The 21,466-nt window shown below is 39.9% G+C and carries 18 protein-coding genes; 10 read left to right on the forward strand and 8 right to left on the reverse strand.

What is annotated here, in order from left to right:
* Positions 1-3 precede the first annotated feature (3 nt).
* Genes EGS47_RS17280 through msrB form a run of 3 tightly spaced genes read right to left on the reverse strand, consistent with a single transcriptional unit; the run spans position 4 to position 1,750 of the window.
* Positions 4-828 (reverse strand): AraC family transcriptional regulator, encoded by an 825-nt coding sequence (locus EGS47_RS17280; RefSeq protein WP_179943801.1) that lies wholly within the window; start codon positions 826-828, stop codon positions 4-6.
* Between the two features lie 20 nt (positions 829-848).
* Positions 849-1,334: a glutathione peroxidase gene (locus EGS47_RS17285; RefSeq protein ID WP_004989581.1), complete on the reverse strand. Its 486-nt coding sequence runs from the start codon at positions 1,332-1,334 to the stop codon at positions 849-851.
* The gene (msrB, locus tag EGS47_RS17290) at positions 1,331-1,750 is read right to left on the reverse strand and encodes a peptide-methionine (R)-S-oxide reductase MsrB (protein ID WP_004989584.1); all 420 of its coding nucleotides are present in this window, start codon (positions 1,748-1,750) and stop codon (positions 1,331-1,333) included. Before msrB ends, EGS47_RS17285 begins: the two co-directional genes overlap by 4 nt.
* A 228-nt stretch (positions 1,751-1,978) precedes the next feature.
* On the opposite strand from msrB, the gene EGS47_RS17295 reads away from it, so the two are divergent.
* The 7 genes from EGS47_RS17295 (at position 1,979) to EGS47_RS17325 (ending at position 13,198) form a co-directional block, all read left to right on the forward strand.
* Entirely contained in the window at positions 1,979-3,409 is a 1,431-nt protein-coding gene (locus EGS47_RS17295) for a pyridoxal phosphate-dependent aminotransferase (protein WP_004997056.1), read from the forward strand.
* A gap of 115 nt (positions 3,410-3,524) precedes the next feature.
* Entirely contained in the window at positions 3,525-4,592 is a 1,068-nt protein-coding gene (locus tag EGS47_RS17300) for an asparaginase (RefSeq protein WP_004989587.1), read from the forward strand.
* 186 nt (positions 4,593-4,778) lie between these two features.
* Positions 4,779-8,342, forward strand: a complete 3,564-nt coding sequence (gene dnaE, locus EGS47_RS17305; protein ID WP_004997054.1) for a DNA polymerase III subunit alpha — start codon at positions 4,779-4,781, stop codon at positions 8,340-8,342.
* A gap of 19 nt (positions 8,343-8,361) precedes the next feature.
* Positions 8,362-9,222: an RNA methyltransferase gene (locus tag EGS47_RS17310; RefSeq protein ID WP_004997053.1), complete on the forward strand. Its 861-nt coding sequence runs from the start codon at positions 8,362-8,364 to the stop codon at positions 9,220-9,222.
* Positions 9,215-10,027, forward strand: a complete 813-nt coding sequence (gene cysE / locus EGS47_RS17315) for a serine O-acetyltransferase (RefSeq protein WP_034697719.1) — start codon at positions 9,215-9,217, stop codon at positions 10,025-10,027. The genes EGS47_RS17310 and cysE overlap by 8 nt, the downstream gene beginning before the upstream one ends.
* Before the next feature lie 111 nt (positions 10,028-10,138).
* Positions 10,139-11,068, forward strand: a complete 930-nt coding sequence (locus EGS47_RS17320) for an ABUW_2363 family tetratricopeptide repeat lipoprotein (RefSeq protein ID WP_004989597.1) — start codon at positions 10,139-10,141, stop codon at positions 11,066-11,068.
* Between the two features lie 126 nt (positions 11,069-11,194).
* The gene (locus tag EGS47_RS17325) at positions 11,195-13,198 is read left to right on the forward strand and encodes a lipase family alpha/beta hydrolase (protein WP_125269843.1); all 2,004 of its coding nucleotides are present in this window, start codon (positions 11,195-11,197) and stop codon (positions 13,196-13,198) included.
* A 57-nt stretch (positions 13,199-13,255) separates the two neighbouring features.
* Here EGS47_RS17325 and EGS47_RS17330 read toward each other — a convergent pair whose 3' ends face one another.
* Complete coding sequence (locus EGS47_RS17330; RefSeq protein WP_125269844.1) at positions 13,256-13,993, reverse strand: TenA family transcriptional regulator; 738 nt, start codon at positions 13,991-13,993, stop codon at positions 13,256-13,258.
* Between the two features lie 647 nt (positions 13,994-14,640).
* Here EGS47_RS17330 and EGS47_RS17335 point away from each other — a divergent pair.
* Both EGS47_RS17335 and EGS47_RS17340 read left to right on the forward strand, forming a co-directional pair.
* Positions 14,641-15,867: a GGDEF domain-containing protein gene (locus tag EGS47_RS17335; protein WP_004997029.1), complete on the forward strand. Its 1,227-nt coding sequence runs from the start codon at positions 14,641-14,643 to the stop codon at positions 15,865-15,867.
* A gap of 132 nt (positions 15,868-15,999) precedes the next feature.
* Positions 16,000-16,800, forward strand: coding sequence for a DUF4198 domain-containing protein (locus EGS47_RS17340; RefSeq protein WP_004997027.1), 801 nt, complete (start codon positions 16,000-16,002; stop codon positions 16,798-16,800).
* 93 nt (positions 16,801-16,893) lie between these two features.
* Here the strand turns inward: EGS47_RS17340 and EGS47_RS17345 are convergent, their stop codons facing one another.
* From EGS47_RS17345 to EGS47_RS17355, 3 genes are read right to left on the reverse strand one after another with little or no spacing between them, the layout of a single operon-like run.
* Positions 16,894-17,235: a DUF3325 family protein gene (locus EGS47_RS17345; RefSeq protein WP_035254256.1), complete on the reverse strand. Its 342-nt coding sequence runs from the start codon at positions 17,233-17,235 to the stop codon at positions 16,894-16,896.
* Positions 17,232-19,046, reverse strand: coding sequence for a PepSY-associated TM helix domain-containing protein (locus EGS47_RS17350; RefSeq protein WP_004997023.1), 1,815 nt, complete (start codon positions 19,044-19,046; stop codon positions 17,232-17,234). The genes EGS47_RS17345 and EGS47_RS17350 overlap by 4 nt, the downstream gene beginning before the upstream one ends.
* Entirely contained in the window at positions 19,046-19,402 is a 357-nt protein-coding gene (locus EGS47_RS17355) for an iron transporter (RefSeq protein ID WP_125269845.1), read from the reverse strand. The genes EGS47_RS17350 and EGS47_RS17355 overlap by 1 nt, the downstream gene beginning before the upstream one ends.
* Positions 19,403-19,788: 386 nt before the next feature.
* Here EGS47_RS17355 and EGS47_RS17360 point away from each other — a divergent pair, with 386 nt between their 5' ends.
* Entirely contained in the window at positions 19,789-20,445 is a 657-nt protein-coding gene (locus EGS47_RS17360) for an epoxyqueuosine reductase QueH (protein WP_004997020.1), read from the forward strand.
* Between the two features lie 113 nt (positions 20,446-20,558).
* Here the strand turns inward: EGS47_RS17360 and EGS47_RS17365 are convergent, their stop codons facing one another.
* A complete protein-coding gene (locus tag EGS47_RS17365; protein WP_004997016.1) occupies positions 20,559-21,347 on the reverse strand; it encodes an alpha/beta fold hydrolase in 789 nt (262 codons plus the stop codon).
* Between the last annotated feature and the right edge of the window lie 119 nt (positions 21,348-21,466).

Consider the following 21,466-nt stretch of genomic DNA (forward strand, 5'->3'; position numbering starts at 1 on the left):
CGTTTAAAAGCCACTCTGATATTGTTTTGGCGTTACGCCTGTTAAGCTTTTAAACACGCGATGGAAATGACTTTGATCACTAAAGCCCAAATCATAAGCGATATCGACGACTGAGCTCCCGCTTTTCAACCTGTCTCGCGCTTGATTAATTCTCAAATTGAGTTGAAAAGCATGAGGTGTCAGACCAAAGTTTCTTTTAAATAAACGAATAATCGCGTAACGGCTAATACCACTTTGTGCGGATAATTGCTCAAGTGAAAGAAAATGCTCGTACTGAACAATAAGATCAACTAAATGTTTTAGATGTTGCTGAAGATAAAGTTTTTCCTCTACTTGCTTTAATTGTAATGATGGAAAAATAATCTGCGTAAGTGTTTCAACCAAAGATTGCTCTTTTTCTAAAATGGTTCGTCCTGGATCAAATAAAGTATCATTCAACTGACAAAAATGCTGATAAATTTCAGGCTTTTTGATAATTTCTGGCACTAACTCAGGGATCTGGTTGCAAATACACTCTGTAACGGATTCTTCTAATAATTGCTTAAGCCAATCCAGATCAAGATGCATCATCTGATAACTCCACGCCTGATCTGGCAATGGATTACACGCGTGTTCAATATATGCAGGAATACAAACAATTGAACCCGCTTCAATATTCTCTGTCGTATGTAAATAGCTACTGAAGCGGCTTTGCCCCTGATCTACAGCACCAATTGAAAAAGTCGGATGACTATGCGCTTTATAGCAAATACGACTTTGACATGCCTTACGTGTTTCCACATAAGGCATGCGAGGATCACTCCAGAATGCGATATCTGAGTGAGACATACTCAATTTCTGTATAAATATTATTGAGCCAATGCTTTTTCAATATCTTCTTCTATACTCTCAGGTTTCGTGGTGGGTGCATAACGATTCAGCACTTTACCATCCTTACTAACAAGGAATTTGGTAAAATTCCATTTAATGCTTTCGCTACCCAAAATGCCTTTGGCTTCACGCGTCAGATAGCGAAAAATGGCATGTGCTTCAGGGCCTTTGACATCCACTTTAGCAAACATAGGAAAATCAACTCCATAGTTTCGCTGACAAAAAGCTCCAATTTCATCATTCGAACCTGGATCCTGCCCCCCAAATTGATTACAAGGAAAACCTAGTACCTCAAAGCCTCGATCTTTATATTTTTCGTATACTTTTTCTAAGCCCGCAAATTGTGGTGTGAAGCCACATTTACTTGCAGTATTGACAATTAAAAGCACTTTGCCCTCATAGTCAGACATCTGCTTAGTGTCACCCTCTAATAATTCAGCTTCAAACTGATAAAGACTCGTCATGGATAAGTTTCCTCATCATTCTTTTCGTTGGTTTTTAGTTGTAATGAAGCCGAATTTACGCAGTAACGTAGTCCTGTCGGCTGTGGTCCATCTTCAAATACATGTCCTAAATGCGCATCGCAATTATGGCAAATAATTTCTGTACGTGTCATACCATGGGTTGAGTCTTCCTGTTCATCAATCGCGCCTGCATTGACAGGTCGATAAAAGCTAGGCCAGCCACTACCACTGTCATACTTGGTGTCCGATGTAAAAAGCTCGGTACCACAACAACGACAAACATACGTTCCTTGCTGCTTGGTGTTCCAATATTGCCCGGTAAAAGCAGGTTCAGTGCCTTTTTGTCGCGTAATTCGGTACTCTTCTGGTGATAACTCTCTTTGCCATTCTCGTTCTGTTTTATTGAGTTTTCCCATGACCATTTCCCTATTCATCTAACTGTTTAAATAGAATAATTCTATATTTACGTGATTCATTCTAAAATTTCTAGTCTTTACTTCACAAATTACAAAACACTTATAATTCTCATAAAAGCAAAAAGTAAGCAAAATAATAAAACAAGGTGAGCATTTTATTTTCTAATATTGCTTTTTTGTGAGCATAAATATGATAGGCTTAGCGCTATTCTTGCTCAGGATTAAAAAATGTCGCAGAAAAAAAGCGTTATTTTTAAAAATCTACTGCCCGTGATCAAACAATATCAACTGGCAGGATTTACGCATGAAAAGATTGTTGCCTTACTTCGAGATCAACATGACCTTGATCTGGTAACAACCGAAACATTTAAAAGTTATTTATATCGTTATGCAAAAGTGACCCCTACTCCTTCTGAGAGCCCCAAAATGAACACAACACATCAAACGCCACGAGAAATTAAAAAATCGTCTAAGCTTGAGCATGTTTGCTACGACATTCGTGGACCTGTGTTACGAGCGGCCAATGAGATGGAAGAACAAGGCCACAAAATTATTAAACTGAATATTGGTAACCCCGCCCCTTTTGGCTTTGAAGCACCACAAGAAATCATTAATGATGTTGCACTAAATTTACCCAATGCCATTGGTTATACTGACTCAAAAGGGATATTTCCTGCCCGTAAAGCAATTTGCCAGTATTATCAACAAAAAGGCATTCGCGATATGCATGTCAATGACGTGTATGTTGGTAATGGTGTATCTGAACTCATTGTTATGGCTATGCAAGGTCTGCTCGATGATGGCGACGAAATGCTAGTGCCAATGCCTGACTACCCTTTATGGACAGCAGCAGTGAATTTGTCTGGCGGCACAGCGATTCACTATAAATGTGATGAAGAAAATAGTTGGTATCCAGATATTGTGGATATGGAAAGTAAAATCACGCCGAATACACGCGGGATTGTGGTGATTAATCCCAACAATCCGACAGGTTCGGTGTACCCGCGCCATGTCTTAGAGCAAATTGTCGCTTTGGCGAAAAAGCATGATCTGATTTTATTTGCCGATGAAATCTACGACAAAATTATTTATGACGGTATTGAACACGTCGCCTTAGCTGCTTTAGCAGGCGATCAATTGTGTATTTCGTTTAATGGACTGTCAAAGTCGTATCGTATCGCAGGCTATCGCTCGGGCTGGATGGCCATTACAGGCGATAAATCCCGCGCCAAAGATTATATCGAAGGTCTAGATATGTTGGCATCCATGCGTTTATGTGCCAATCATCAAGCTCAATATGCGATTCAGACTGCGCTTGGCGGTTACCAGTCTATTAATGACTTGATTCGACCAAGTGGTCGCTTATATGAACAACGCAATATTGCTTGGGAAATGCTCAATGAAATTCCAGGAGTTAGTTGTGTCAAACCTGAAGGTGCGATGTATTGTTTCCCAAAACTTGATCCCAATATGTATCACGTTGAAGATGATGAACAACTGATGCTGGACTTTTTACGTGCAGAGAAAGTTCTTTTGGTGCAAGGAACAGGCTTTAACTGGCCAACGCCTGATCATTTCCGTTTAGTGTTTTTACCTGCGGAAAATGAACTACGCGAAGCCATTACCCGTTTAGGTCGTTTCTTAGCCACAAAGCGTTAATTATGACTACATAATAATTTGCCAATGACTTAGGTGTTTAAAAAATCATAAATTAAAGCAATGTCTGGCATAGACATTGCTTTTTAATGGAATTTTAACAACTAGGAAACGGTTAATGATAAGTAAAACTTTTAAATCATGTGGTCTTGCGCTGACTCTGCTCGCTGCATCAGCGTCTTTATATGCAAAAAATAACGTCGTGGTAGTTGCAACAGGTGGAACCATCGCTGGTGCAGGAGCAAGTTCAACTAATAGTGCAACCTATACTGCTGCCAAAGTTCCAGTCGATGCGTTAATCAATGCTGTTCCCCAAGTCAAAGATCTCGCCAATGTCAGTGGCGTTCAAGCTTTACAGATTGCGTCTGAAAGCATTACCGATAAAGAATTGCTTTCACTGGCGCGTCAAGTCAATGACTTAGTCAAAAAACCATCTGTGAATGGAATTGTGATTACCCACGGCACAGATACTTTAGAAGAAACTGCATTTTTCCTCAACTTGGTGATTCATACTGATAAACCGATTGTGGTGGTGGGTTCAATGCGTCCATCAACCGCGCTTTCAGCCGATGGCCCTCTTAATCTGTATAGTGCAGTGGCGCTGGCTGCTTCTGATGAAGCTAAAAATAAAGGCGTCATGGTGCTGATGAATGACTCCATCTTTGCTGCACGAGATGTCACCAAAACCATTAATATTCATACCAACGCATTTGCTAGCCAATGGGGCGTTTTAGGGACGCTAGTAGAAGGTAAACCTTATTGGTTTAGAAGCTCGGTCAAACGTTTTAACAATACGTCTGAATTTAATATTGAAAATATTAAGGGTGATCAGTTGCCATTGGTGCAAATTGTATATGGTTCAGATTCAATGCTGCCTGATGCATACTTGGCCTACGCCAAAGCAGGCGCAAAAGCCATTATTCATGCAGGTACAGGTAACGGTTCGGTGGCAAACTATATTGTTCCAACTTTAAGACAACTCCATGATGAACAAGGCATTCAAATTATCCGTTCATCACGAGTGCCTCAAGGCTTTGTACTACGCAACGCAGAACAACCCGATGATCAATATGGCTGGATTGTCTCACACGATTTAAATCCACAAAAAGCACGTCTTCTTGCAGCGTTAGCTTTGACCAAAACCAATGATGCCAAAGAAATCCAGCGGATGTTCTGGCAGTACTAATCTGCTGTTTTTCAGCTATGATTTGAAAAGAAGCTCAACTTCCCATATTGAGCTTCTTTTTACATTGTATTTCCCATAAAAAGTGATTATGTTTTTATTGGAAAAATAATAGACAACGGCTCAACTCAGAGCATGTTAAACTACTGGCACCTTATATTCATCGACGGACTTGGTCAGGATCGTGTTATGCAGTTTGTTCATCTTGGTATTCATACAGAGTTTTCGATTACCGAATCAATTGTGCGGATACCTGATCTGATCAAAGCTGCGGTCAATGAAAGTATGCCTGCTTTGGCATTAACCGATCTTTCCAATTTACATGCTGCGGTCAAGTTTTATGAGAGTTGTCTCTCTAAAGGGATTAAACCAATTTTGGGCAGCGAAATTCGTCTGAATGATGCTGAACATCGCGTTACCCTGCTTGCCATGACCAATGATGGCTGGCGTAGTCTGACTGAAATTGTGTCACGTGGTTTTATCGAAGGCCAGCAACTTAGTATTCCTTGTGTACAAAAAGAATGGGTTTTACAGCAACATCAAGACATGATTGTGCTATTAGGGCAACATAGTGACGTTGGTAAAATGCTGTGTTCTTCCAATCCACAAAAAGCTGAAGCTTTACTTGAAGCCTGGCAAGAAAAATTTGGTAATCGGGTTTATCTTGCTCTCACCCGTACCGATCGTGCTGGTGAAGAAGATTATATTCAGGAAGCGGTTAAACTCGCTGCAAAATACCATGTCGGAGTCGTGGCTCACAATGACGTTCACTTTATTGAAAGTGATGACTTTGAAGCGCATGAAGCGCGTGTCTGTATCGCCGATGGTTATGTTCTGGCAGATGATCGCCGCCCAAGAAACTATAGTCCAGCACAATATTTTAAAACAGCCGAAGAAATGGCTGAATTATTCTCAGACATTCCCAGCGCTTTAGACAATACCTATTATATTGCTCAGCGTTGTAATGTCAGTTTACAACTGGGTACTTACTTTTTGCCTGATTATCCGATTCCAGAAGGCTTTACCATTGATACCTACTTTGAGCATTTATCCAAAGTCGGTTTAGAAGAACGTCTGGAATTACTCTATCCTGTTGCCGAACGTGATGAAGACTGGAATGAGATTCGTAAACCCTACGATGAACGTATCAAATATGAAGTTGATATTATTCTAAAAATGGGCTTCCCGGGTTACTTTCTGATCGTGATGGACTTCATTCAATGGGCCAAAAATAACGGCGTACCTGTTGGCCCAGGACGGGGTTCGGGTGCGGGCTCATTGGTGGCGTATAGTTTAAAAATTACCGATCTTGACCCCCTACGCTACGATCTACTATTTGAGCGTTTCTTAAACCCAGAACGTGTATCAATGCCCGACTTTGATGTCGATTTTTGTATTGCAGGTCGTGACCGCGTGATTGATTATGTATCGCGTACTTATGGACGTGAAGCCGTGTCCCAGATTGCAACCTTTGGTACGATGGCGGCCAAAGGTGCAATCCGAGACGTAGCGCGGGTTTTGGGTAAATCCTATGGTTTGGCCGATCGTATCTCCAAAATGGTGCCGACCAAACCTTTAGGTGTCGATCTAAAGCAAGCCATTGACATGGAACCGCAGCTCAAGGACATCGTCACCAATCCCTCTAATCCAGATAATGATGATGCCAGTGAAATTTGGGATATGGCACTCAAACTGGAAGGGATTACCCGTAATACAGGTAAACACGCAGGTGGCGTGGTGATTGCGCCGGGTAAAATCACAGATTATTCGGCCGTCATGTGTGAAGCAGATGGAACCAGCCGTGTTGCGCAATTTGATAAAGATGACGTTGAAGCCGCAGGCTTGGTCAAATTCGACTTTTTGGGTTTACGTAACCTGACCGTGATTGAAGACGCGATTCAAAATATTAATAAACGTAGCGATGTCAAAGAGCCGCTGGCGATTGAACGTGTTCCACTTGATGATGTCGATGCCTATAAAGTCTTCGCAGATGCAAATACGACAGCGGTGTTCCAGTTTGAATCCGTCGGTATGAAGCGCATGCTCAAAGAAGCACGCCCAAGTAAATTTGAAGAAATTATTGCCTTTGTATCTTTGTATCGTCCCGGTCCGATGGATCTGATTCCTGACTTTATTCACCGTATGCATGGTGGCGAGTTTGAATATTTGCATCCATTACTCGAAAGTGTACTCGAACCGACTTACGGCATTATGGTGTATCAGGAACAGGTGATGCAGGCGGCACAGTTCTGTGCAGGGTATACACTTGGTGGCGCAGACTTGCTGCGTCGAGCGATGGGGAAAAAGAAACCTGAAGAAATGGTGAAACAACGCCAGATCTTTATCGAAGGTGCTGCCCAAAAAGATATTGATGAAGCCACAGCCAACCATATCTTTGACTATATGGAAAAGTTTGCAGGCTATGGTTTTAACAAATCGCATGCTGCGGCTTATGCTCTCGTCGCCTATCATACTGCGTGGTTAAAAGCACATTATCCTGCTGAATTTATGGCCGCGGTGATGTCATCAGAAATGCAAAACACCGACAACGTGGTGTTTTTGATTGATGACTGCCGTAGTAATGGTCTAGACGTTTTGCCGCCTTCTGTGAATATGTCGATTTATCGCTTCCATGCCAGTGACGAAAAAACCGTGGTCTATGGTTTAGGTGCGATCAAAGGCGTAGGCGAACAAGCCATGCAATCCGTGATCGACTCGCGTGAAAAAGACGGCCCTTATACCGACCTGTTTGATTTTTGCCATCGAATTGATCTGAAAAAAATCAATAAACGTACTCTTGAAGCGTTAATTCGTGCAGGTGCACTAGACTGTTTAGGTATTGAACGCTCCAGTTTAATGGCACAATTGCCTGAAGCCGTACAGGCGGCGGAACAAGCGCGACAAAACCGTGAAACTGGAATTATGGATTTGTTTGGTGAAGTTGAAGAAGTTCAACGTAAACCTGCTAAACCCGTAAAACCATGGTCAGATGAGGTTCGGCTTAAAGGTGAAAAAGATACACTGGGCTTATATTTAACTGGCCATCCAATTGATGTGTATCGTTCAGAGTTAAAAGCGTTTATTCCACTTAAAATTAACGAGTTGACCCCGACGCGTCGGGGTCAAACCACCGTATTTGCAGGACTGGTGCTGGACGTTGCCAACTTTCCGAATCGAATCATGATTACACTGGATGATGGTACTGCCCGAATTGAAGTCAGTTGTAACCATGAACGCTTTCAACGTTTCAAAGATATTGTCCAAGTTGAACAAGTGGTGGTGATTGAGGGTGAAATTTACGAACGAGAAGGCTTTGATCGTCCAATGGCACGTCTAAGCAAAGCGTTTAGCCTGAATGAAATTCGTCAAAAACGTGCTAATCATATTCGGATTCAGCCGACCCAAGATTTAATGACTCCAGCACTGGCTCAAGAGCTACAACAGATCATTTTACCATTTTGTAATATTGATCTGTGCCAACACATTCCCGTGCAAATCGCGATAGAACAAAACTATGCTACAGCCGAATTACATTTAGGACAAAACTGGAAAGTTGCACCACTGGATGAACTACTGGTGAAATTACGTGATTATTTTGGTAAAGAATCGGTGTATATCGAATATCAAGTGAAGTCTAAAGCCGCAAAAGCAGCCGAAACCGTACGAACCGTGCCACTTGCACCACCGCCAACCGATCTGTCTATGGATGAAGCCATGGATTTGTATCAGGCTGAAGTTTCTCAATATTCTTAAAATTTAGTCTGGATTATTTATGAATACATCTGACAATGCGTCAGTTTCACAATCTTTGTCGCATGTAAAAATTGTCATGGTGAATACCACCTTGCCTGCAAATATTGGTAGTGCATTAAGAGCCATGAAAACCATGGGACTGAGCAAACTGGTTTTGGTCAAACCCAAAACTTATCCTCATCCCGATATTGACGCACTGGCAGCAGGCGCACAGGATTTAATTGATCAGATTGAGATTGTAGACACCTTAGAACAAGCAATTGAAGACTGTCATCTTGTATTTGGCACCAGTGCGCGTAGTCGCACCATTCCATGGCCATTGCTGGATGTACGCCCCGCCGCGGAGCTTTCCATGCAGGCAGTCGTACAAAAAAAACAGCAAGTTGCGATTGTATTTGGTCGTGAAGATCGTGGCTTGACCAACGAAGAGTTGGCATTGGCCAATTATCATCTGACCATTCCTGTCAATACGGAGTATGGTGTACTGAATGTAGCACAAGCCATTCAAGTGGTCTGTTATGAAATGCGCATGGCAACTTTACAACAGCATGAACAAAAGACTGAATCACAAGACAATGCCAAAGTTGAGCAAATGCCTGTTACCGCTGACACAGCAATGGATTGGGATGAACCTTTGGTCACGCATAAACAAATGGAAGAGTTCTATCCACATTTAGAAAAAATGCTGGTGGATATCGAATTCCTTGATCCTCAAAATCCACGACTCCTGCCTTTACGCTTGCGTCGTCTGTTTGGACGTATACAATTAGATCGTATGGAATATCATTTACTTCGTGGCATATTTAGCCGTGTCCAAGCCTTGAGTCAGGGCACATGGAAAAAAACATCAATGGATAAAGAGGATCAATCCAATGCTTAAACAGCTCAAAGAAGATATTCAGGCTGTATTTGCGCGTGATCCAGCAGCTCGCAATACCTTAGAAGTCATTAGCAACTACCCAGGTATTCATGCCCTGATCATGCATCGTGTCGCGCATAAACTCTGGGAAAAAGACTGTAAAAGTAGCGCGCGCTTATTATCGACTTTTAGCCGTTTCGCAACAGGGATTGAGATTCATCCCGGTGCCAAAATTGGTAAACGCTTTTTTATCGATCATGGTATGGGTGTGGTGATTGGTGAAACGGCTGAAATTGGTGATGATGTCACGCTATATCATGGAGTAACTTTGGGCGGCACGACTTGGAATAAAGGTAAACGTCATCCAACACTTGAAGATGGCGTGATTGTGGGTGCAGGTGCCAAAATTTTGGGGCCGTTTACAGTCGGCAAAGGTGCCAAAGTCGGTTCAAATGCAGTCGTGACCAAAGAAGTTCCAGCAGGCGTCACTGCGGTGGGTAATCCTGCCCGTTTTATCTATAAAGATAAAGTCACTGAAAATGAAGAAGAACAACGTCGTCGCAATTATGCTGAAAGTATTGGTTTTCAGCCTTATGCAACGACCAGTGATCAGACTGATCCTATTTTAGAAGGTATGCGTGTGTTGCTGGATCGAATCCAGAACAATGAAGCACGTATGAATACCTTGTGCCAACGATTATCACTGCTCGACCCGACCTTTAAAAAGCAAAATCAGGAAGAGCAACCATTTAGCGAAGAAGAACTCAAAATCATTGAAGAAGTTCGACGCGAATGTGAAGCTCAAAGCAGTTCGTCTAAAGCTTAAACAATTGGTTTAATACTGTAACACGTCTCTCATTGCATGTTTGTCTGGCTTTTCTTAGACTGGCTCGACAAACATCTTTTTAACTTTAAACAACAAAGAATGGACGTTTATATGATGCTTAAGCCTTTGGCATACACACTACTCGCAGCGTCGCTATTAACTGCATGTAGTCCTGTTGCTGTCAAAAAAAATAATGCACCTGAACCTTTTGTTTTTACCGAACCTGACGTTTCACCTCCATTTTATGCATTAAATCCATTCAATTATGATGCCCCCCCTCCTTTTGAAGTTGCTCTTAAAGAAGCTGCGGCTCAGCCTGTAACCAAAATGGTGGTTAAAGACCCAAACGATCCAAATAAAAGTATTACGCTTGATGTCAATAAACTGATTATTCCAACGGTCAATAGCAACACTCGCTCGATGAAATATGCAGCCCTTGCTGGTGAAAATGAGCTTGATGTCACTGATATAGATGACTTTTTACAATTGGTTGAAGGTAAAGCCCGTCATTATCCACCACGCTTCACCGATCGTCAGGAACGTAAAGGCTACGAAAGCAAATTAAAAGAAGTTTCACATCAATTAGATACGCTAGCAACCAATCCAAATGCATCATTTGACGTGCTTATTCGTGCGTTCAAAGCCAGTGTTTTAGGTCGTAATCTGGATTTAGGCTCTGCCTATACCACTAAATCGCTGACCTACGCTCAACGTTTACTCAAAATTAATCCAGAAGACCCAGAAGCGAATTTCTGGTTTGGTTTTGGTTTATCTGAAGGTGGTGGTCAAAGCGAAGCTATTCCTTATTTAAATAAAGCCATGCAAGGCGGTGTACAAGAAGCTTATTTAGCTTCTGTCAATAACTACATTGCAATGGAACAAAAGAAAAACGCGATCCAAACCCTAAAAAATTACAAAATCAAATATCCAGATGAAGCAGAAGTCGCTGACCGTTTGCTCACTGAGATTGAGAAACAAGGACGATGGAATGTCTGGCAGGTGTTAAATAATCCTGCCATAGCAGCTAAACCTGCATCTTAATATCATCCCTTTCATAATGAGGCTGTTTCTACAGCCTTTTTTGTGAATTATAATTGGGGTGAATTGAAAATTCACACAGATCACGTATGATCAAACTAAGTTTCTATCAGATTCTCTTTATAAACCATGATTAATTTTAGAAAAAAAAATAGCACTTTATTTTTGGTTTCTGCCTTTTCAATTACACTGCTGAGCGGATGTCAGGTTGTTAGTGTCAAACAACAAGCAGTGAATGTCACTATTGCCAATGAACGTAATAGTATTTTGATGCAAGACAAATTAAGTGAAGCGAGCCTAAATGTTCTTTCCATGTCTGGACGTGAAGCCAAAATTTGTATGGATCAACCGACGTCCTGTGTCAATGAACTCAAAATGATCCCTGAAATTGTCGATGAGCAATTTCTCTCAACGGCAAGTGAACTCTATCTAGCCAAAGCCATGCAATTGGATAAATCCTCTGCATGTACCGTGAGCAGCATTACCAAGCATCGTTCAGAAGACCATCAACGACAAACGCAACAAACCTATGATGACTGTCAAACTGAACAACTCAAAATGCTGGATAAAAGTATTCGTTATAGTTATGCATACTTATTTAAGACCAAACGCAAACCGATAGATCGTATTTTTGATAACAGACAAGTTCAAATTCGCGATTTTTATAATCAGGCCATTGCTAAATTAGTGACGATTAGCGCGCAACGTTCAAGTGTGAAAAAAGCAACTGATAGCGTAAAAATTGGTAATAGCATTTACAATATCAATCTGGATCAATATCAACTGTTAAAAAATAAAGAGTTAGATCGATTTATCTCAAGCTATAATTTGAATTTCTCTGGGCTACGTACCATCAACCGTCGTGATGGTTTCGGATCAGAGTTTGTCGCGGTTTTTCCAGCATCAGAGGAAAAATCCAATAATAAATATATTCTCGATCCTCTCAATGCATCTTACCAAACAAGCATAAACCCTAATATCCACAAGGCTCGATATTTATCTGCAACCATCGTCGCACGACCAGTCAAAGCAGAGAGTGTTGATGACATTATTAATTCACCTAACATTACTGTGCAGGTCATGGATCCATATCGTACAGAAAATGTGGATATCGCAGGAAAGAGCTATCCATTGGCTGCAAACTTTTCTGCCCCATACGGTTTATGGCTTGCAGAAAATAATTTAGGCGCTGCTGCCTACTTAAGCCTGATTGACCGTGAAGAACGGTTGACCATGCCACATCTTTATATGCTTGAACCCTATAACCCAAACAAAAAAGTGATTGTTCTGGTTCATGGTTTAGCAAGTAGTCCTGAAGCTTGGATTGCATTAACCAATGACATTATGGGAGATAGTATCTTACGTGAACATTATCAGGTATGGCAGGTCTTTTATTCGACCAATATGCCGATATTGGAGAGCCGTTTCCAAATATATGCTCTGCTTAAACAAGCATTTGGTGGACTCAATCCAAACGATCCAGCCGACAAAGATGCCGTTCTGATTGGACACAGTATGGGTGGCATTATCAGTCGACTTTTGGTGAGTAATGCCGATATTTCCCAATCAGCTTTGTCGATGATGAGTCCATATCAACAAGCCAAGCTCAAAAAACACCCTATCGTATCAGAACGTTTAAAAATTCAACCGATTACCAATTTTGACCGTGCTGTTTTCATGTCATCGCCGAATCGTGGAACTGATTTCGCAGATTTATGGTTTACTCGTGCGGCCCGTAAAATTATTAAGTTACCTGGTGCTTTCCTCGGTGCAGTGACTGATACCATTACCAATCAAGATATCGATGCGAAAGATATCCTGACTCGTATTGATAAAGGTCTTATTCAAAATGGACCAAGTGATTTAAGTCATAAATCTAAATTCATGGCTTTAACTGAAGATATTAACCCGCCAAAAGGCTTTGTTTTCCATTCGATTATTGGCAACAAAACTAATAGCAAAGATCCAGATGTGATGACTGATGGTATTGTTCCTTACAAGAGCGCGCATCTGGATGGAGCAACATCAGAAGTTATCATTAAAGGTGGACATTCGATTCAAAAAACTCCTGAAGCTGTCCTTGAACTCAGACGTATTCTTCGCCAACATTTAGTAGATCACAATATCAAATAATCAAAAAAAGGCTCTGTTTAAATCGACAGAGCCTTTTTATTCACACTGTGTTAGCGATTAAGCGTGTTGTTTATAGCAATAATCCAGTGCTAACTCATAATATTCAAGCCCTTCTCGAGCTGCCTTAAAGGCTTTTGTTTGTAACTCAGGTTGATGGTCACATAAACGTTTAATCAGTTCCATCGCTTCATAAGGATGCAGATCATCATAATGTGCATGCGCACGTAGCCATGCCAGTGAACGCTTATTAATATTGACTTCAGGATGATCGATATATGCATTAATTCCTTTATAGACCTGAATTGACCAATCTCCTGTCGCCCACTCAATCGCAAGGTTGGTTGCTGCCAGACATTCAGCCAATGAACTGCGATAATTCATATTCCATAAAAAATGATTCACTGCATTCATTTCTACTGGAGGCGTGACACGATCCAACTCATCGACCGTTAGCCCAAAACCAACCGCCCACTCTCGATACCAATTTAGATGCCTTTCTTCAATTTTAATATTCTGAATAAGCCAATCTCGACTTTCAGTAACACCCGGTTGAGTGAAATCGGTTGCTTTTGATAAAGCCAGTGCCATATAAGAAGGGAAATGTGCGACCAAAGGATAAAAATTCAATAGCGCAAGACGAAAACACGCCAACGACAATTTTCCATTGGCCATGTCAATAAATAAAGGATGATGACTCACTCGCTCTTTTACGGGAACTAAATCATCCCAAAATGCTTGAGCCCAACCAGAATGTGGTGTAATTTCAAGTACTAATCCTTGCGTAAGAGCTCCCATCGTTCTCTTCCCTTTCTATGATCAACCGTAAGTGTCATTTATTGCATGAAATTTAAAGATTTTCTTCATTTCATCGGAGTCACTTTTAGTTTCAGTATCGATGACTCATTCAAAAAATATATTACCTACTATTTGTATAAGAGAGAATATCTTTCTAAAGTTATTGATCAGTTTTTTATAGGATGACTTATACTTTGTGAATTTAATCTCAATTTCTTAAATAAAACAAAGATAATTCAAATTATTTTTTATTTTCCCTTATTATTTTAACATTTTATTTTATTTTTAAAATTTGGCAGAATGTGACAATTTAAGTCTGTTTTTTAATTTATAATTTTAACCCCAATTTTTATTTACATTAACCAAATGATTCCAATGACTTATAAGCTCAACTAAAAACAGATAAAACTATAGTTTTATAAAGATTTATAATTTTTTAAACATTTACATAAATCATTTATTTCTATTTTTTTATGACTATAATATTATAAAAAATAGATTCTTTATTTTAAAAATAATTTTTAGCAAAAAATACATTATAAGCTCAGCTTAGCAGACTTTTATTTTTTGATAAAAAAGAGTAAAAGAAATATAGGACATGATGAAACATAACGATCTTAACAATTTCAAGGACAGTGAGATAAGCTATGAGATTACATGGCTCAAATATATTAACCCGTGAACAAATCGATCAGTTGATTGCACGTGGGTTAAATGTTGTCTGGTTTCCCAGACGGCTTGAGTCTGCTTATCGTCAACAATATCAAACTGAAGCTGCATATGAGTTTCGCTTTCGTGCTCCCATTATCTTAGCACTATATGCTTTTTTATGTTTCGGTATTTATCAGACATTACCCAAAGGCCAAGTCCATGAATGGTTTTCCTATTATGGCTGGGTTGGGATCATCGTATTCATTGCATGGCTCTTATCTTTTGTCAAAAAACTTAATCCCTATTTCGAGTTCTATGTTTGTTTAGGTTCTTGCGCTGCTGTCGCGATTACTTTCATTATGATCAATGTGCTTGAACGCGGTCAGAGCAGCATTTTGTATCATGCAGCCATGATGTATGCCATCGTTATTATCTATGGGTTTGTAGGGATGCGTTTTTATACTGCCCTGATTGCGGGTTGGTTGGGAGGCTTTATTGGAATTGTCGTCAGCCATTCTTTAAATGGAGCAATTGACTGGACTTTATTAAATCGAACTTACACATTTAGTAGCTTTCTAGGTATGGCTTTGGCCTATGCAACAGACCGACAACATCGGGAAAATTATTTACAGGATTGCATCATTGAACTCAACCGTTTGGAATTAGTGCAACAAGCTCAGAAACTATCTGCACTCTCACAACAAGACTCATTGACAGGACTTGCCAACCGACGTTATCTGGATGAGGTTTTATCTGCTGAATGGAATCGGGCGATACGTTATCAAACTCCCATTACAGTGATGATGGTCGATATTGATTTTTTCAAAAATTATAATGACACCTTAGGACACGTCCAAGGCGATGAATGCTTAAGAAAAATTGCAACATCTATTGCCTCACTTGTTTCGCGCAGTGGCGAAGTTGCAGCCAGATATGGAGGTGAAGAGTTTTTATTATTATTTCCAATGACCGATGAATCTGAAGCAATTTTGCATGTAAAACGCTTAATGAATGCCGTCAAAAACATTGAAATACTTCACCCTTCTAGCCAAGTCTCTTCCCACGTGACGATTAGCGCAGGTGTAGCAACCATGACGCCAAATCAAGACTGTGATATATCTGATTTTATAGCCAAAGCCGATCATGCTTTATATCTTGCAAAAAGTAGTGGTCGTAATCAGTTCCAGATTGCACAGACAAGTTTTAGTGTTGAAATGATTTAATTTGGCATTTGATTGTTTTTTTAAGCTTATTTTAATGATTTATGGGGTTTAAATAGCAAAAATTGATTTAACGATAATGATTATTAGTTATAATAGCTTGTTTAAATTTTTTGCTCCGATCAGGTTATTTCAATGAATCAAATAAAACTTCTTGCATGTTTAATGCTGACTACTTCTGCTTTTGCCCACGAACCATATTTAGCACCTTTAAGTTATCATACCGATAATACACAGATTCCTTTAATTGCAGGCTACGCAGAGGAAGCTTTAAATAGTGAACATGCGCTTAAAGATACCAAAATTACAGTCATTAATCCCCAACAAGAAAGCAGCCAAATTGACGTCACCAGTACTTTAAAATCAGTCAGTGTGGCAGATTTGGCATTACCTGTTAAAGGCACTTATTTGGTAGAGACGAAAGCCCAATTCCCTTTGACCTATGTCAAAGATCAAAAGCAATGGAAAATGTTATTTGAAGTTCCCGCAGATAAAGCAGGTGAAAAGTCTCAGCGTGAATACTTGATTCCAGATGATTTTAAAAATAAAAAATACACTTCAGAAAAAATTACGCGTGAATGGACATTGCAAAGTTATATCACTAAAGGTGAAGCAACGCCGCTTAGCACGTCAGGCACAGCACCGATTCAAGTGGTCTTTAGTCATCATCCAACCCAGCTCAAAGCCAATCAACCAGAGAACTTAAAAATCAGCAAGTCACAGCAGCCACTGAAACAGGCTGAAATTAATGTTCGTGCCAAAGGTGCATCAGACAAGCAGATCATACAGTTTAAAACCAATGAACAAGGGAATGCGGCTATCACTTTTCCACATGCAGGAGAATATCTGATTGAAGTCACAGAATCGGTTGATCCAGCACAAAAACCACAGAATCAGTACTACACCATTATTAGCGTGGCTGTAGCAGCTCAATAATATTCAAAAGACATATTCACTTGCCTCATATAAAAGAAAACCCTCAAATTTAAATTTGAGGGTTTTCTTAAACTCCGATTATTTGCTGCTTAATTAACGAAGTGCTACAAGTAACAACCCAATAAAACTAAACACACTGAGACTACCGATCACTTTAAAAAAGCGCTGTGATTGATAAGATAATGTCCAACCCACAGTTAATGCAGCTAAAGTCAAAATACCAAACCAGTAACTCATGCCAATTGAAGCTTTAAGCATTTTGATCGCAATGATTAAAGCTATTGTAATGAGTATATAGCCCACAGCTAAAGCGCATTTTGCTTTTTGGCGAGATAAGACTTTTTGATAAATTTGGCTTTGGTGTTTATCCAGATAAGAAGCTAAAGCCACAAATCCCCATAGGCATAATATATAGAGTATGAAAAAAATCATCATGCCTCCTCAACCGCTTCTGCCAAAGCTTGTTTCGGCTGAATATGCTTTTTAACTTTAACTGTACCTTTATGTTTTTTTAACTTAAAGAAGCTAAAGATAAACAGGATTGCTAAAAATAAACAGACCAAATCAAAACTGGCGACCATCCATTGCTCATGATAGATACTACTCCATAAAGCACGTCCATCCGTCAAAGCATTGAGGACTGGAATACACAAATACATCAGTGCAGCCAATGTCAAAAGTTCAAGCCACGCCTGACGTGCAGGACGTAAAGCAGCATAAATAAGCGTAAATAACCATATCCAGAAAAAGGTTTTAATTTCCAAATCAGAACGATTTTCCAGTTGTGCAGAAATAAGGCGATTTGCATAAAAATAACTGGCAATCGCGATAGGCAAACCAATAATCGCAGCAATATTTAAGTTTTCAACCAAACGAAAGCCAAAACTTTTAAATCCCTGTTTTTCTTGTTGCGGCGCACGTTTAACACACCACAAAATCAGCCCAGTCGCGACCATCAAGGTACCAACCACCCCTGAAATAAACAGCAACCACCTTAGTCCAGGATCTAGACCACGACCTTCATGTAACACGGTCACAGCATTATAGATTCCTGTGGGAACTGAAATATAAACAGGTTTCGCATCTGAAACCAACTCCCCTGTGACACCATTGAAAATCAGAGTTGGAACAACGTTACGATGCAGTACACTTTCAGCATACAACGCCTTAATCTCAATTTCACTGTTGGTCGTGTTCGGACGAATAATACTGATAGTACCAACTGTGTTATCTGGCCATTGCTTCTGTGCGTATAACATTAAAGGTGTGATGTCAGTCAATGCAGCAGTTTGTGTTGATAAATCACGGCGCTCTCTGGCGCCATCCCGTGGAGCGCCGTTACGACGCTCGCCTCGTTGCTGTCCAGATTGAGAGACCGATCCTTCACCGCGCGACATCGATTGAGATCTGTCCTGACCTGCCACCATATTGCGATTGCCCTGATTCTGACTTTGTTCGCCACGCCCTTCTCTCCTAACACCTTCCTGATGTGATGGTGGCTTTTCACCTAACATTTCAGCGCGCTGTGCCTGTAAAAATTGAATACGATCAGGATATACAGAAGAAATTCCCCAAGGCATCAACATATACATCAGTAGCAATAAACCACTAAACGTGATCATGATATGAAAAGGTAAAGCCAGTACTGCGGTCGCATTATGCGCATCTAACCATGAACGCTGACCTTTGCCTGCACGAAAAGTAAAGAAATCTTTAAAAATTTTCTTATGCGTAATCACACCACTGATAATGGCAACGAACATCATCAATGTCGCGATACCGACTATCCATCGTGCCCAAATTCGTGGCATACCATAAAGTTCAAAATGAAAGCGATACAAGAAACCACCACCACGGGTTTCTCGCGCTTTAATTTCTTCACCCGTACTAGAATCAATCGTAATACGCTCACCACCGCGCCGTGCTCTTGGATCTTCATTGGCACCACGAACGTTAAGTTCAGTCGTCGTTTGACGTGATGAAGGTAAATTGATATTCCATGCACCTGCGTCTGGGGCTTTATGTTGTAAAAAATTTAATGCCGTTTGAACCTGTTGCACTTGTGACTGAGGCGGTAATGACTGATGTAACTCTGGCTTCATCCAGACCGTCATTTCACTTTGGAAAAAACTCAAAGTTCCTGTGAGAAAAATCGCATACAACAACCAGCCCAAAATCAAACTCGACCAAGTGTGTAACCATGACATTGACTGACGCGGGCCTTCGGCCTTTCCATCTACGCGCATTAGGATGTACCTCCTAAGCCGAAGTAGATGACAGTTAAAATCAGTAAAGGAATCATCACACCCATAATCGATTTAATCAATGAATGCTGCAAAAATACCCAAATAAAGACGCAAACATGACAGATAAAAGCGAGCATGGTTGCCGTCATGACTGCACTGGTAGGCGTATTTTTAAAAGCTAAACTGATTACGACGGCCAATGAAGCAGATAGTGCATAACCTCCAAATAACGCAACCACAAAACGTATAAAAATTTGAATACGATATGAAATAGGTGTGGTTTTAGATGCACGTTTTGACCGTGGCATCTGTTGAACCTGAACAGATGACTGTTGTGTTAACTCAGAACTAGACATATGCAATATCCCCTGATATGTCTGAAACAAAAAATAGAAACAATAACAAGAATCATTATTAGTTGTTATATTATAGTAAAATTATGGAGACTTTGTGGATATTTTCTGCAAGTCAAAGATAATCAAAGGAAATAAACACTTAGAGTCTAATAAACTTGAATGAAAGAAGACTATCTATTATCTCGACTCGACATTCATAGAAATTAAGTTCCTTTTTCCGTAAGTCTTTATCATAAATTTATCTTAATTTTTTGATTTAGAATATCTATATTTTTAAATCACGAGATAACAATGAAGATCACTCAACTTTGCGTGAATAAGTTTCAGGTTACTTCGAATGATTTGAGTTAAATTTAAAAAACTATTTTATTCTTTATTTTGTCTTCATGAGCAAATCGCGTATTAAACTCGAACTTCCAGCGCAAGCTGATAAATTATTACTACATTCATGTTGTGCACCATGCTCAGGTGAGGTCATGGAAACTTTGTTGCATTCTGAAATCGATTATTCCATCTTTTTTTATAATCCAAATATCCATCCTGTTAAGGAATATTTGATTCGCAAGGAAGAAAATATTCGTTTTGCCGAAAAGCACAATATTCCTTTTATTGATTGTGATTACGATACAGACAACTGGTTTCAACGTGCCAAAGGAATGGAGAACGAACCTGAAAAAGGTATTCGTTGTACCATGTGTTTTGATATGCGTTTTGAGCGCACGGCGCTGTATGCCCATGAACACGATTTTAAAATTTTTAGTAGTTCCTTGGGCATTTCTCGATGGAAAAATATGCAACAAATTAATGACTGTGGGATTCGTGCCGCATCACATTATCCAGATATACACTATTGGGATTATAACTGGCGTAAAAATGGCGGTGCGACTCGAATGCTAGAAATCAGTAAACGTGAAGAATTTTATCAACAAGAATATTGCGGTTGCGTCTATTCGCTACGTGATAGCAATCGCTGGCGCATGAGTCAGGGACGTGATCGGATTAAACTTGGCGTGAAGTTTTATTCAGCGACAGATCCTGATTAATTTAATTTTTAACTCCTCATTTCTTAACTCAAGCTTCACAAGCTGATGAGAAAAACTGACTCTAACGCTTATTTCAATGTACTTAGAGCCAAATCTTAACGATTTATGCTGCATCAATAAGCGCGTGACTCACCTTGTTCATGTAAAAAATCCTGAATAAGTTTGACCACTTGTTCAGGTTTTTCTGCATGTAACCAATGTCCTACACCCTCTATGGTTTTAATTTCAGCCAGTGGAAATTGTTCGCGAATATTTTTTTCATATTCTGTTTGAATGTATTCAGACTTCGCGCCCTGAATAAATAAACACGGCTTATTCCACGGCTCAATGTCATTCCAGCCAGTCAAATTTGGATATTGTTTTTCAAGCGCATCGACATTAAATAACCAATGCCCCTGATTAAAAGATTTGAGTAAAAACATAATCACGCCATCTTGTGGAATGTATAGTTTCATAATCTCTGTCGCTTGCTTACGACTCAACTCATGCGGCTCTGCACGAACAGCATTAATGGCATCCAGAATATCTCGATGACGATGCCCCTGATAAGCCACAGGGCTGACATCTAATACAATCAATTTATCGACACGATCAGGATATAATCCTGTGATTTTCATGGAAGTTTTTCCACCCATTGAATGGCCAATTAAGCTGAATTGTTGAATACCAAGCTCATCTAAAGTATCGATCACATCCTGCGCCATAATTTCATAATTCATTTCATCACTGTGCGGTGATAAACCATGATTACGCAAATCAATTTGAATGATTTTATGATTGGTATTCAAAGCTCGAGCAATAACACCCAAATTCGACAAACTACCAAATAAACCATGTAATAAAACCACTGGTGTGTTACTGGTTACATGATCTGATTCGACGATATGAGTATTAAGTATCATAAGGATTTACCTGTATTTATTGCTCTATAGCTTAGACTAGCTCGGCTTGATCATTTTTTTCAAGCGACAACTACATTTCAGTAGCAAAAAGAAAGCTCTCCATTGAGAGCTGTTGTTTT

This window comes from Acinetobacter sp. FDAARGOS_515, assembly GCF_003938865.1.
GTDB classification, from domain to species: Bacteria; Pseudomonadota; Gammaproteobacteria; order Pseudomonadales; family Moraxellaceae; genus Acinetobacter; species Acinetobacter ursingii.